Below are 13917 nucleotides of genomic sequence, written 5' to 3'. Positions count from 1 at the left end.
TAACATTTAATCATCATAATGTACTGAAATTTAATGCTCTTTCTTAATTTCGGGTAAATTATAATCAGCAGGCGGTGAAAAATAAAACGAGTAAAAGTATGGGTTGTCATTAGAAAAACTAATGAATTTGTCATGCTTCGGTCACACTGGATTCAAAACAAACTATGCACCGACGGTTACCCCCTCTTAATGCCCTCAAATCGTTTGAAGCGGCTGCGCGCCATTTGAGCTTTACTAAGGCTGCCGATGAGCTGTTTGTTACTCAAGCAGCAGTAAGTCATCAAATAAAAGCGCTTGAAGATTTCTTATCTATGAAGCTGTTTTTAAGAAGAAATAGAACTTTGCTTCTTACCGAGGAGGGGCAGGCCTATTTCCTAGAGTTGAAAGATATCTTTAAAAACTTACAGGACGCGACAGAAAGATTGCTCGCAAAGGGCAGTAAAGGTGCCATCACAGTCGCCATGCCGCCGAGCTTTGCAAGCCAATGGTTGGTACCCCGTATTCATAAATTTAGTTTGGCACACCCAGATATTGACGTACGCATAAAAGCAGTAGATTTCGACGAAGGTTTCCTAGAAGACGATGTGGACGTTGCCATATATTACGGTAAAGGCCGCTGGGCAGGGCTACAGGCTGATCAGCTGCACCGAGAGTTTTTAACGCCGCTATGTTCACCTATGCTTTTTCAAGGACCTAAGCCTCTTTCTAGTTTGTCTGACTTACGACACCACGTGTTGCTTCACGACTTAAGCCGTACTGCGTGGAAAAACTGGTTAAAACATGTTGGCGTTGTTGGCGTGAATGTAAATCATGGCCCGGTTTTTAGCCATTCTATGTTGGTATTGCAAGCGGCTGCGTTAGGACAAGGTATCGCGTTGGGTAATACAATATTGGCTAGGCCAGAAATTGAAGCAGGGAGACTCGTGATGCCGTTTGAAGAACGGGTAGAGAGTCGCGACGCATTTTATTTAGTGTGTGAAGAATCACAGGCTGAATTAGGAAAGATTGCAGCATTTAGAGACTGGATCTTAGCGCTGGTTGAAGCTGAACAAGAGGATCTGTTGTAGTATGGCTAAAGTAAAAGAAAGCAACACACAAACTGATACAGAAACGAATACAAACGACGTTGTTTTTGATATGGAAGTGCACGTAGCCGAAGCGCCTATCGCATGCTTAATACTTGGGCACGGCGCGGGTGCCGGTAAAGAGCATGAGTTCATGCAAGACATGGCAAACGAACTTGTTGCTCAAAACATATCTACGGTGCTATTCAATTTCCCTTATATGCAAACCATTAAGGCTACTGGTAAGCACAGACCTCCTGATAAGGCCGACAAACTCATGTCACATTTTACTGCGGTAATAGAGTCGTGCAGCAAAGATAACAAAGCCCTGCATAACTTACCCGTGTTCATTGGCGGGAAGTCCATGGGCGGGCGTATGTCCACCATGGTATATGAAGGTATAAGCAACGTAAAAGGCGCGATAGCGCTAGGTTATCCATTTCACCCACCAGGCAAGCCGGAGAAAACTCGCACAGAACACTTACTAACGGCGGCGAAACCTTTGCTTATTATTCAAGGGGAAAGGGATACCTTTGGTAATAAAAATGAGATTGAAAGTGGTGAAGAGAACTACGCGCTACCATCAACTATTGAGTGCGTATTTTTAGAAGACGGAGACCACAGCTTCAAACCAAGAAAGGCCAGCGGCAAAACCCAACAAGGGCATATTGTTAAAGGCGCTGAATTAACTGCGGCGTTTATAACCCGCAATCTGTCTAGGTGATATTCAAAACAACATTTTAATGAAAGCGAACGATTAAATTAATGAGTAACGAAAAACTTAAGCTTACTAGCCTTGCGAAACCTTATCTTGTTATTGGAGCGCTGCTTGCAGGCTTAGCGGTTGTGCTAGGCGCGTTTGGCGCACATGGTTTAAAAAGTGTATTAAGTGCACAGCAGCTCAATACATTTGAAATAGGTGTGCGCTACCAAATGTATCACGCGTTAGCTTTGATACTGTTGCCTGCTCTGTCAACTTATGTTTCATCGAAGTGGGTTAATCGTGCGGCGTTTTGTTTCGTTACCGGTACGGTATTGTTTAGCGGAAGTTTATACGCGCTTGCCATCAGCGGTATCAAATGGTTTGGTCCAGTTACCCCATTAGGCGGCCTATTCTTTATCGCTGGGTGGACTTTAATAATGATTGGTTTGCTTGTTGGGCGGTCTAAAGAGAACGAAAGCGCACAGCAAAACTTATCTGATTTAGACCGGACAAATGCTAAACACATGGCGCAAGCCGAAACAAACGATAAAAACAGAGGAGCAGGTAATGTCTAATGCTAGTATTTTAGGCTATTGCCGACCGGGGTATGAAAATGACACGGCGAATGAACTCACCTCGAAATATGGTGAAGCGCAGTGCTACGGTTACCCTGTGTCTAAGAAGAATAGTGGCTTTGTGCATTACCATTTATACGATGCTTCGCAATTAGAGCAAACCATTACCCAGTTTACTGTTCACGACAGCATCTTTCCTCGCCAGTTAGTGGCCGTTTTTACCACGTTAAATGAAGTGGAAAAAGAAGATAGAGTGGGGCAGGTACTTGAAGCACTAAAAGAAGTAGAAAAGCCGTACTCTATATTTGGTGCTATCGACGTGGAGTACCCAGATACCGAGGATGGGAAAACCCTCGCTAAGTTTTGCCGAAAGTTTACCGTACCCCTTCGCCAAGCGCTAAGAAAGGCGGGGTGGCTCACTGCAAAAGAAAATTTAGGTAAACCTAAGCTGCATATTTTCTTTGAGTCATTTGAAATTTGTCATATTGGCTATACATTACCTAGCCACGCAAGTCGTGATCATCTCGGTATCTGCCGATTGAAATTTCCAAGTGATGCGCCTAGCCGGTCTACCCTTAAACTCGAAGATGCACTTGTAAACATGCTGAGTGACACTCAGCAAACGAAAGTACTTCGAAGCGGTGGTCGTGCGGTTGACTTAGGGGCGTGCCCTGGCGGCTGGACCTATCAATTGGTGAAGCGCGGCATGTATGTGGAAGCTATCGATAATGGACTTGTAGCTGATAGTTTAATGAGTACCGGGTTGGTTGAACATCACGCAGCAGACGGCTTTACTTATCGACCACAATTTGGTCGCGTCGATCTGCTTGTCTGTGATATGATAGAGCAACCCGATAGAGTAGCGAAATTGATGGGGGATTGGCTGGTCAAGCACTGGGCGACCCACGCCATTTTTAACTTAAAGCTACCTATGAAACAACGCTATGAAACTGTAGTCGAAGCCATGGCGTTGTTAAATAGCCGTTTAAATGCCTTAGATGATGCATTCGCGGTTAAGGTTAGGCATCTCTACCACGACAGAGATGAAGTTACAGTAACAATTGTTCGCACTTCAGCTGATGAGGTGTGATTTTGTTATTTTTCAAAAAAGTGTCATAACATATTAAGTTGTTGATACTTATAGAAAAGAATTGATGCTGGCGCGGATTTTGGCAAGCGAATTTTAGGTTTATGCTAAAAAAGGTGTAAATCTGGTATAGAAATCCTTTATAATCCAGCCGTTTTTTTACTCTGAACCAATGAAAGTGAACTAATGTCAGACTTATCTTTATACAGAAACATTGGTATTTTCGCCCACGTAGACGCGGGTAAAACTACCACAACAGAACGTATCTTGAAGCTTACTGGTAAAATCCATAAAACTGGTGAGGTTCACGATGGTGAATCAACAACTGACTTCATGGAGCAGGAAGCTGAGCGTGGTATTACCATCCAGTCAGCGGCAACAACCTGTTTCTGGAAAGATCATCGCATGAACATCATCGATACTCCGGGACACGTTGACTTTACAGTTGAAGTATATCGTTCACTTAAAGTACTAGACGGCGGTATCGGTGTATTCTGTGGTTCTGGCGGTGTTGAGCCACAGTCAGAAACTAACTGGCGTTATGCTAACGAATCTGGCGTTGCACGCTGTATTTTCGTTAACAAGCTAGACCGTATGGGTGCAGACTTCTACCGTGTTGTTGGCCAAGTTAAGAAAGTACTTGCTGCTAACCCACTAGTAATGACACTTCCAATCGGTATCGAAGACGAGTTTACAGGTGTTGTAAACCTTCTAGACATGAAAGCGTACATCTGGGACGACTCAGGCCTACCTGAGAACTACGAAGTAGTAGATATCCCAGAAGATATGGTTGAGAAAGCTAACGAATACCGTGAGCAACTAATCGAGACTGCAGTTGAGCAAGACGACGACCTAATGATGGCTTACATGGATGGCGAAGAGCCGTCTCTAGAAGACATCAAGCGTTGTATCCGTAAAGGTACTCGTGACCTAGCGTTCTTCCCAACTTACTGTGGTTCTGCATTTAAGAACAAAGGTATTCAGCTAGTTCTTGACGCGGTTATCGACTTCCTACCTTCTCCAACAGAAGTAGACCCTCAGCCTCTTACAGATGAAGAGACTGGTGAACCTACTGGTGAAGTAGCAACAGTATCTGTTGACGAGCCGTTCCGTGCGCTTGCGTTCAAAATTATGGACGACCGCTTCGGTGCGCTTACGTTTATCCGTATTTACTCTGGTGTACTTAACAAGGGTGACACTGTCCTAAACAGTGCTACCGGTAAAACTGAGCGTATCGGCCGTATGGTTGAGATGCACGCTGATGAGCGTACTGAACTTACTTCTGCACAAGCCGGTGACATCCTAGCTGTTGTTGGTATGAAGAACGTTCAAACTGGTCACACACTTTGTGATCCTAAGAATGCTTGTACACTAGAGCCAATGATCTTCCCTGAGCCAGTAATCTCGATTGCTGTTAAGCCAAAAGACAAAGGCGCTAACGAAAAGATGTCTATCGCTATCGGTAAGCTAGTAGCAGAAGATCCATCTTTCCAAGTTGAAACTGACGAAGATTCAGGCGAAACCATCCTTAAAGGTATGGGTGAGCTTCACCTAGACATCAAAGTAGACATCTTGAAGCGTACTTACGGCGTTGAGCTAGAAGTTGGTCAGCCACAGGTTGCATACCGTGAAACTATCACGCTACCTGTTGAAGACAGCTACACGCACAAGAAGCAGTCTGGTGGTTCTGGTCAGTTCGGTAAGATTGATTACCGCATCAAGCCAGGCGAAACTAACTCTGGCTTCAAGTTCACATCTACTGTTGTGGGCGGTAACGTACCTAAAGAATTCTTCCCTGCAATCGAAAAAGGTTTCGCAGGTATGATGGAAGTAGGTCCTCTAGCTGGTTACCCAGTACTAGACGTTGAAGTCGAGCTATACGACGGTGGTTTCCACGCAGTTGACTCATCAGCAATCGCGTTCGAAATTGCAGCGAAAGGTGCATTCCGTCAGTCAATGCCAAAAGCAGGTCCTCAGATTCTTGAGCCTGTGATGAAAGTTGACGTATTCAGCCCAGAAGACAACGTTGGTGACGTAATCGGTGACCTTAACCGTCGTCGTGGTATGATCAAAGACCAAGAAGCTGGCGCTACTGGCGTTCGCATCAAGGCTGACGTACCGCTATCTGAGATGTTTGGTTACATCGGTCACCTACGTACTATTACATCTGGTCGTGGTCAGTTCTCTATGGAATTCAGCCACTACTCAGCATGTCCTCAGAACGTAGCTGACAAAGTAATTGAAGAAGCGAAAGCACGTAAAGACGCTAAGTAATTAGCCTTTTCGAACGTTAGCTAACTTGTGTTAGCTATCGCTTTAAAAAAATACAAAAAAGCCGGTCATTCGACCGGCTTTTTTTATGCCTACAGCGCAGGGCTCTAGTGCATGGCTTTAGTACATTTTGTACGGCAAAAACTTCCCAGACATAACTACGCTAACGCGGTCGCCTTTAGGGTCGCTCTCACGCTGTAAATCCATTGAGAAATCAATGGCGCTCATAATACCGTCGCCAAACTCTTCATGAATAAGTTCTTTTAAGGTAGTGCCATATACATTTACGAGTTCATACCAGCGATAAATAAGCGGGTCGGTAGGGACTTCTGTGGGTAACGAGCCTTTATAAGGTACGATTTGAAGCCAAGCAATGGCTTCGTCGGTAAGTTCAAGTAATTCGCCTACCGCTTCTGCTTGTTGCTTTGTCATGGCCATCTGGCCTAAGCATGCAGCTGTACTCCACTCTTTAGACTGACCTACAACCTCAGCAATTTGGCTCCATTTTATGCCTTTTAAAATCTTAGCTGATTGAATCATGTCGGTAACTTGTGTTCTTGATGTAATCATTAGTATTTCCTCTACGGTTAATTAAACAAAATGAGCGTTACTAGGTTGCAAACAATAAGGGCCAGTATTAATGCTTTGTAGACAAAAAGCGGGTGGCGCTTTACTAAGGGCTGATAAGTTGTGTGCTCAGAAGGATTTGGGTAGCGCAGCGAGTGCATAAACTCTGAAAGCGAAGAGTAGCGTTTGTCAGGGTTTATGTGTAAAGCACGTTTGAGCGCACTATCAACCCAAGAAGGTATTGGACGTTTAGGATCTAACGCCGTCTCGTATTTTAGTTTTTTCTGTTCAGCAAAAGTGCGACAGTGGGCAAGCTTGGTATGGTAAGGATAACGACCACATAAAAGATAATAAGTGAGTACGGCTAAGGAAAATAAATCGGAGCGCTCGCTGCCTATATTTCCTAAAAAGTACTCTGGTGCAGCAAAGAGTGCTGCGCCAGGAATAGGCGCATCACTATAAAGACTAGGGGCGTTTTTTAAAGCCGCTGAACCAAGGTCTATAAGGGTACAGTGACCGTGTTCGCTGATGATAATATTTTCGGGGCGTATATCCCTATGAAGAATGCCCTGGCGATGCATTGCCTGTAACCCTTTACCAACCTGCTCAATGATGTTTCTAATTTGCTCTAACGTAGGCGTAGGGTTATCAATAGACCATTGTGCCAAGGTCTGCCCTTGCACATAGCTACTCACGCTATAAAAGGCTGTGGGCGTGTTTTGATAACCCAAGTTCATAAAACTAGGGCTTTTTACAATATGGGGTGAATCAACCCGCCTTAAAAACCAATTCTCTATTAGAAAACCGTTTAGCATTTCAGAAGATTGAGAAAAATCAGTGGCTGGTGTTTTTACAACCACATTATCATTCAGGTTTGCAACGGGTGACGTGCGTCGCGTGGCGATAAACACATGGCTTCGCGCAGAGGTATAAAGCTGTCGCTCTAGTTTAAAGCCATCTATTTCATCACCGGTTTTAAGTTCGGTAAACGCTAACTCGCCGGTAGTTTTTAGTGGTAATTTACCATCGTTAGAGTCGGCAGTATTAGATATGCCTTGACAGTTGGTATCTATTTCTCCGATAGCCGAGATAAGGTTTTGTTTTCCATCGAAATCAATATGAGCGAACTCGACTTTTACAAGCAGAAGGGTGAGGTTATCGTCGCTTCCATTGTTAAACGCCTCGTGTACAACTAAAGCAGCTTGGTTTTCAGATAGCGTATTGGCATTATTTATTTTATTGAGTATGCTCGGCAGCGCGACGAATTCATAAACGCCATCGGTACTTATCGCAATGGTACTTGGTGAGGTTAACGTTAATGACGTATGGTCAATATCGATGTTTGCTATCACGCCCAATGCATTAGCAAGGTAAGTTTGTAAAGGTTCACTATCTGATGCTTGTCGATGAGGACGAGTTAGCAATATAGGGTCTTTAGCGTCGCTTGTAACAACTTGAATCTGGCTATCTCCAACGTGAAATACGTCTAGGTGATTGCCTGTTACGATTGCTACTGAGAACGTGCACACATAGCCTTTTTCTGGGGTGTAGCAAAAAGCGCTTTTCTGCGTTCGGGTATAAAGCAGCGCATTAATTTCTTTGATAATGGTTTCGGCGCGGGTTTTAACCGACCATTGTTCAGGCGCTATGCTAAACAGCTTAATAAACTGACGGGTAGCAAAATCGCTAGCAATCTGGCTTACCGTGCTACTGCTGACACCGTCAGCAACCACAAAAATACTACTTTGATTTAACTCATCAGAAGATACGTGGTAGGTGTAAGCATCTTGGTTTATGTCTTTAACGCCAGGTGTTGAAAAAGCACTTACTGAAAGTGTGCAAGGTAGCGAGTAGTTCGATGTTTGTAGCGCTGCTTGCTGATTCATATTCAATGGCTTGTTACCTGTACATTGTACTATCGACTTACTTTTAAATAGGAAAGAATGTTGCCATCACGACTTAACATAGAGGTTGATGTCGTGATGGCGGTTTGGCTATATAGCTTGATTAGATAGGTAGCGTTTGAGATGCCGCTGCTTTATCAACAGGGATTGTACGCTTTGGCAATGTCTTCACGTGGGTGGTATAAAGCGTTAGGCCAGTAAAAGCTAAACCGCCTACCAAGTTGCCTAGTGCTGTTGGGATTTCATTCCAAATGAAGTAATCCATTACAGAGAAATCACCGCCCATAATAAGACCAAATGGGAAAAGGAACATATTTACCACAGAGTGTTCAAAACCCATGAAGAAGAACAGCATGATGGGCATCCACATAGCCAACACCTTACCGCTTACGTGGGTTGAGATCATCGCTCCTACAACACCTAGTGACACCATCCAGTTACATAGCATGCCGCGGATGAAAATGGTGAACCAGCCGGCTGCGCCATGCTCTGCATAGCCTAACGTACGGGCTTCGCCAATACTGGCAACCTTGGTCGCAATCGCGCCGCCATCTACGTTGTATCCCATGGTAAAAATAAACGACATCATAAAGGCAACGGTCAGAGCACCGCCGAAATTACCTAAAAAGACTAAGCCCCAGTTTCGTAATATCTGTTTTGGCGTAACCCCTGGGCGCTGGGCAAGCCATGCTAGCGGCGTTAATACAAACACGCCGGTTAAAAGGTCGAAACCCATCAGGTAAAGCATACAAAAACCAACTGGGAACAGCACGGCTCCTAGCAGGAAAATGCCAGTTTGAACGGCTATGGTAATTGCAAAAACGGCAGCGAGTGCCAAGATTGCACCTGCCATATAAGCGCGTATTAGAGTATCTCGTGTAGACATATAAATCTTTGCTTCGCCTGCATCTACCATTTTGGTCGCAAACTCAGCGGGGAGAAGATAAGCCATGGTTTCACCTCACGTTGTCGTTATTAATAAGTTGCCAGTTGCCATCCGAAAGTTAGCTATCTACATGCGCTCTTGCAGATCAAAAAAAGGCGTCCGCAGCACTCTCGTTAGAGAGAACTGGGGACGCCTTTGTCCAAAAATTGTGCATTGTAGTAGCTATCAGATGTAATTTTTTAAAACGCTTTATATGTGCACGCCTTTGTACACTAAAGTTCTTAAGCAATAATACATTGCAGCCATCGCTTTGAACTTTTTACTATCTATGGTTTTAAAACAACAAGAGAGTAGCCAAAAAAGTGCCAATAGATAAAAAATTAGCAATGGTGTCGAAAAAAGCATATAAAACAAAATGTTAATGTTGTTTTTTTGGCAGGGTGAAAAGTGACCTCGGTGAAAATATCAGCCATTTGCACTAAAAAGGTGGGTTCGTGAATGTTTAAGGTGCAATGTCGCTATCTATTTCACAAGCACACTAACGCTTTTAGCTAGGTTCTTTATTTGAGTGACTGTTTGAGTGTTTTTAATTGAAGCTTCATGGCTACATGTCTATCAGAACCTTGATCCCTCTTTGCATAATGCTCATGTTCAAATAGCTCACACAGTTGTTTAAAGGCCCTAGCTGCATGCGGGGATAAAAAAGCGCTGGTTTCATTAATATAGGCTGATAAGGTTTTATTATCTCTATGTACCCCTGTCTTTGTTTCAACAAGCTTTATCGCTTTTAGCAATATGCGATACGAAGGCGACAAATGTTCCTTTTGTTTTTTAGGTAAAAAGTATAGCGCTAATATGAGCCCAATTAGCCCAAGCGCCGATAAAAATACGGCACGCATTTTTTGCGGAGTCAGCGCGCCTAATAGCTCCTCGAGCATGTTGGTCTGAGCTGCATTATCAAAGCCTAGCACCCACTTGCTCCACGAATAGTCAAGTTGTTGAAACCAGCTTTGCAAGGTTGTAAAAAATGCAGAATTGCCAAATTCACTTAGTATGGTTGTTTCCCGTGACTCTCCTAATTTTTCTAATGCGTGTTCAAGCCCAAAAGATAATCGAGACGGCGCGACCATGCTGGTGGGGTCGAAACGTATCCACTTTCCGTCTACTAATGCTTCTACCCAGGCGTGGGCATCGTACTGTCTTATTTGTAGGACCTTATCACTGAGTGCGCTGCCACCTTGGTAGCCGGTTACCATTCTAGCAGGCACGCCAGCTGCGCGAAGCACGTAGACCATAGCGCCAGCATAGTGAGCACAAAAGCCGGCCCGTTGTTCAAATAAAAAGCTGTCTACAGGGTCCACAGGCATAGCGTTTGGGGAAAGAGTATAGCGGAAGCCCCCTTGATTGAATTCACGCATTACTGCATTGACGAGCTCTTGCGCATTGCTGTATTGATTAGCTAGCGTTTGTCCCCAAGCCCTAGCTTTGGGGTTGCCATTTGTTGAAACTTGCAAATTTAGTTGCGCTTCAAAGTTTCCTATTCCGTTTATGATCGGTGTGTTCGGAAAGTGGCGTAAATAAAAAGCTTTTTTACTGGATATGGGCGTGTCGGCACGCAAGGTGTAATCAAATAGCGTGCTGACAGCAATACTGTTCTTAAGGTTATTAGGCAATGAAGGTTCTAGTGCGAATATCCACCTTTGTTGAGTAGGCTCTACAATCAATTCATAATCAGTTACAAGGGGGAACTCTTTTTCTGCTAGACTCGATAGAGGCGTTGACCTTCCCATGGAAGCTAACTGTTGCTCGGCCTGTTTACGTTTATCACTGATAGACCAGGTTTTTCCATCAAAATGCTCAAGTGTCATTGCACGCCAGTATCTAAAAGGTGTATCGGGCACCTCCTCTTCACTATTGAAGGTAGCACTAAAAGCGAGTTCAGATGAACTGGCAAGTGATGCTATATCACCAGGCGTAACTGTATCGGAAAGCCCGGTTTCCGTGGATTTTGATGTGGGCATTTGCCAAAGGGGCGGAAGCTGAGGCAACAGCAGAAATAAAAGTAGCGCAATGGGAAAAGCTTGAACAACAAGTACACTGACGAATTTAAAGCTTTTCGCTATAGAAACACCAGCACCGTGATAAATGGCCGTTGCGACGAGCAATAATGTTAATATAGCTGTATAGCCTATCCATGCAAATACACTCAGTGACGAAATAAACCCGCAGCCGATTAAGAATAAGCAGGTACATATTAGTAGATGAAAGTCTCGCTTATTCTTAACGAGCATGATTTTTAGGGCGCACGCAATAGTCAACAAATTGATCATGCTATCAAGAAGACCTACTGAGAACCCGAACCAAGACAAAGCAAATACGGCAAGTACAGCAAGCAAATTCACCGTACGTGAAGTAGGTAAGCTATGCAGTGTGCTAAGGCCTGCGATTCTCACCACCACAGCACACCCGCTAAGCATCAATACCCAAATCATTAAAGGTGAGGTAAGCGTAGAGAGTATTAGAGAAAAGGCTGCGCAAAGTAGAAGAACAGCCACAGGCTGGGGTTGGCTAAATACGTTTTTTAAAACTGCTAATTGTGAAAACTGGCTAGAAGTAAGGATGTTCATCTTAAAGGCCTTATCTTCTTCTTTTGCTTGGAAGCTAAAGAAACGGGCCTGTTTATGGTTGAGCTGAACGACGAAGTATTATGGTTTGTGTTACTTACAGGTGCTAAACAAGCAAGTGCGCTAAGGCATTCATGTATGTGCTCAGCTCCATGGTCAGGCGCAATATTTAGCCCTTTGAACTGTACACCGAACCCGCGTTCCGCACTCGCCCAAGAGCCCGCATTTGTCCAAGAAAGAATGGCATGAGTAAGTGCTGAAACAGCAGTTTCTAAATCTGTATTCGACGGTATCGAAAATATATAGCTGTCGCTTTGCAGAGAAGTAAAAGATTTAGAAACCCAATTTCCATTTTTAGCTACATGCTTCCACGATACCCGGTTAAGTGGCTGTCCAACTTCATAATCCTTCAAAGCGTAAAAGTCTTCACTACTGCTTGGGTCGCTCAATTCACTGACACTTTCTGATTCATTTGTATTTGCAATCTTATCGATAGTGATAGGGCCTTCTTCAGGCTTAGCATACACAACAACTTGCTGGTCAAAATCAAGGTGAGTCCAGCATTTATAAAGCCCAAGAGGAAAGTCGCAGGCGATGGTCATTCGCCCCAAAGTAAACGGTCCCCGCTTTGGTATTTGCAAAGGTACCCTGAGGCTTTGTCGTTGATCTTTGTTTGAACCTGGATGTTTATTTAACGCAAAGCTAAAGCTTCGCTCTAAAAATGCTGATGTGTCGCCATCAGCTGTCTTTTGAGTGTGCGTATCTGCTGTGCGTACTACATTCAGCCATTTTACCGACAGTACGCCATTGCAGGCTCTCGTTGGTGTGTTCTTATGAGGGATGATCTGAAGGTGTATTTCACCGTCTAGGTTGCAGTGAAATGAGTCGGGCGGAAGCGCTTTAAGTGCTAAACGGGCAAAGTTTTGATGAGTGTAAAATAACGTGAGCAGCATAATGCTTAAGCATAAATAGCTAAGCAGTAACATCAAGTTGTTTTGATAGTTGGTCCCGAGTAAAAACAAGCACAGTGACAAAATAATAAACGACCACCCAAACCCACTTGGTAGTATAAAAATACTGTTCAAGTTTAGGTGATGTTCGGGGGAAGCCGGAACACGCTTATCTAGCCACTTCAGTAGTCGATGTTTGAAGTAATTTGATAAGGAGGCTGGCACTTTACGCACGTGTAATACTCCAACAATCCATAAATACTACGCTGCTAATGGGTCGATACTATTAAGTAATTTTTGGCTCAGTTTTTCTCCATCAAAAGTTTGGTTATGTTGCCCCTGAGGAGCTTGGTAGTAAGGTAAACTTAATCGGTGTGCGGTAATTGCCACAAATACAGCCTGAACATCGTCGGGCGTCACATAATCTCTACCACACACATATGCCCATGCCTTAGCACCTTGAAGTATTGCTCGGCTTGCTCTCGGTGAAAGCGGGTTAGGGTAGTCGCCGCTCTCTCTGCTTTCACTTACCAGTCGCAAAATATAGTCGAGAATGGCATCGCTCGTATGAACAGCAGACACTTCACTTTGCATCTGGTGTAAGTTTGCTTCAGTTAGAATTTGGCTAAGAGGCGATGAAGCGTCTTGCTGCATAAGCATCGCTTTCTCTGCTTCCCAAGCAGGATAGCCCAGTGAAATACGCATAAAGAAGCGGTCTAGCTGCGACTCTGGTAAAGGGTAAGTGCCAGATTGATAGCTAGGGTTTTGTGTTGCAATTACAAAAAAAGGCGACGGGAGTGCATGGGTTACTCCATCAATACTCACTTGGCGCTCTTCCATTGCCTCTAATAGGGCACTTTGAGTTTTAGGGCTTGCTCTATTTAGTTCGTCGGCTAGAACCACTTGGCTGAAAATAGGGCCGTGTTTAAAAGAGAAGCGTTTTTGCTCATCGCTTTCGTGACTGTGAAAAATGTTTACGCCCAACATGTCCGATGGAAGCAAGTCTGACGTAAATTGAATACGCGCATAGTGAAGACCAAAAACTTGAGAGAGGGCATGTGATAGGGTGGTTTTACCCATCCCTGGTAAGTCTTCAATTAACAAGTGACCGTTGGCCAGTAAACACGTAATGGCGAGTTTCAGCTGATGCTCTTTGCCAATAATCTTTTGACTAAGAGCTTGCTGAATACGAATAATATCTTGGCGCATAGTTTTGTCACTTTTATTTAAAAATACTCTGTCATTCTATAAATGATAGTTTTAATCATAGTAGCAACGATAGGGTA

11 protein-coding genes are annotated in these 13917 nt (G+C 44.0%); 5 read left to right on the top strand and 6 right to left on the bottom strand.

All coding sequences use genetic code 11. From position 1 onward, the window contains the following. The first annotated feature begins 164 nt into the window (after positions 1 to 164). From ACXACS_RS14460 to fusA, 5 genes are all read left to right on the top strand, one after another. A complete protein-coding gene (locus ACXACS_RS14460) occupies positions 165 to 1067 on the top strand; it encodes a transcriptional regulator GcvA (RefSeq protein WP_474807609.1) in 903 nt (300 codons plus the stop codon). Between the two features lie 70 nt (positions 1068 to 1137). After that, positions 1138 to 1788: an alpha/beta family hydrolase gene (locus ACXACS_RS14455; protein WP_474809284.1), complete on the top strand. Its 651-nt coding sequence runs from the start codon at positions 1138 to 1140 to the stop codon at positions 1786 to 1788. Positions 1789 to 1829: 41 nt separating this feature from the next. After that, positions 1830 to 2342 (top strand): DUF423 domain-containing protein, encoded by a 513-nt coding sequence (locus ACXACS_RS14450; protein ID WP_474807608.1) that lies wholly within the window; start codon positions 1830 to 1832, stop codon positions 2340 to 2342. Then, on the top strand, positions 2335 to 3432 hold the full coding sequence (gene rlmM, locus ACXACS_RS14445) for a 23S rRNA (cytidine(2498)-2'-O)-methyltransferase RlmM (protein WP_474807606.1): 1098 nt from the start codon (positions 2335 to 2337) through the stop codon (positions 3430 to 3432). The genes ACXACS_RS14450 and rlmM overlap by 8 nt, the downstream gene beginning before the upstream one ends. A 183-nt stretch (positions 3433 to 3615) precedes the next feature. Further along, entirely contained in the window at positions 3616 to 5703 is a 2088-nt protein-coding gene (gene fusA, locus ACXACS_RS14440; RefSeq protein WP_474807604.1) for an elongation factor G, read from the top strand. Between the two features lie 117 nt (positions 5704 to 5820). On the opposite strand, the gene cynS is transcribed toward fusA, so the two are convergent. The 6 genes from cynS to ACXACS_RS14410 all read right to left on the bottom strand — a co-directional run bounded on the left by cynS (position 5821) and on the right by ACXACS_RS14410 (position 13840). Continuing rightward, positions 5821 to 6270, bottom strand: coding sequence for a cyanase (gene cynS, locus ACXACS_RS14435; RefSeq protein ID WP_474807602.1), 450 nt, complete (start codon positions 6268 to 6270; stop codon positions 5821 to 5823). 17 nt (positions 6271 to 6287) lie between these two features. Next, positions 6288 to 8153: a bifunctional protein-serine/threonine kinase/phosphatase gene (locus ACXACS_RS14430; RefSeq protein ID WP_474807600.1), complete on the bottom strand. Its 1866-nt coding sequence runs from the start codon at positions 8151 to 8153 to the stop codon at positions 6288 to 6290. A 121-nt stretch (positions 8154 to 8274) separates the two neighbouring features. Further along, positions 8275 to 9123: a formate/nitrite transporter family protein gene (locus ACXACS_RS14425; RefSeq protein WP_179982984.1), complete on the bottom strand. Its 849-nt coding sequence runs from the start codon at positions 9121 to 9123 to the stop codon at positions 8275 to 8277. A gap of 494 nt (positions 9124 to 9617) precedes the next feature. After that, complete coding sequence (locus ACXACS_RS14420) at positions 9618 to 11684, bottom strand: transglutaminase TgpA family protein (RefSeq protein WP_474807597.1); 2067 nt, start codon at positions 11682 to 11684, stop codon at positions 9618 to 9620. Next, a complete protein-coding gene (locus ACXACS_RS14415; RefSeq protein ID WP_474807595.1) occupies positions 11681 to 12865 on the bottom strand; it encodes a DUF58 domain-containing protein in 1185 nt (394 codons plus the stop codon). Before ACXACS_RS14415 ends, ACXACS_RS14420 begins: the two co-directional genes overlap by 4 nt. A gap of 27 nt (positions 12866 to 12892) precedes the next feature. Then, on the bottom strand, positions 12893 to 13840 hold the full coding sequence (locus ACXACS_RS14410; RefSeq protein WP_474807593.1) for an AAA family ATPase: 948 nt from the start codon (positions 13838 to 13840) through the stop codon (positions 12893 to 12895). Positions 13841 to 13917: the final 77 nt, after the last annotated feature.

The organism is Alteromonas sp. AWM4_230 (genome assembly GCF_056158305.1).
This window is presented reverse-complemented; position numbering and strand designations above follow the sequence as displayed.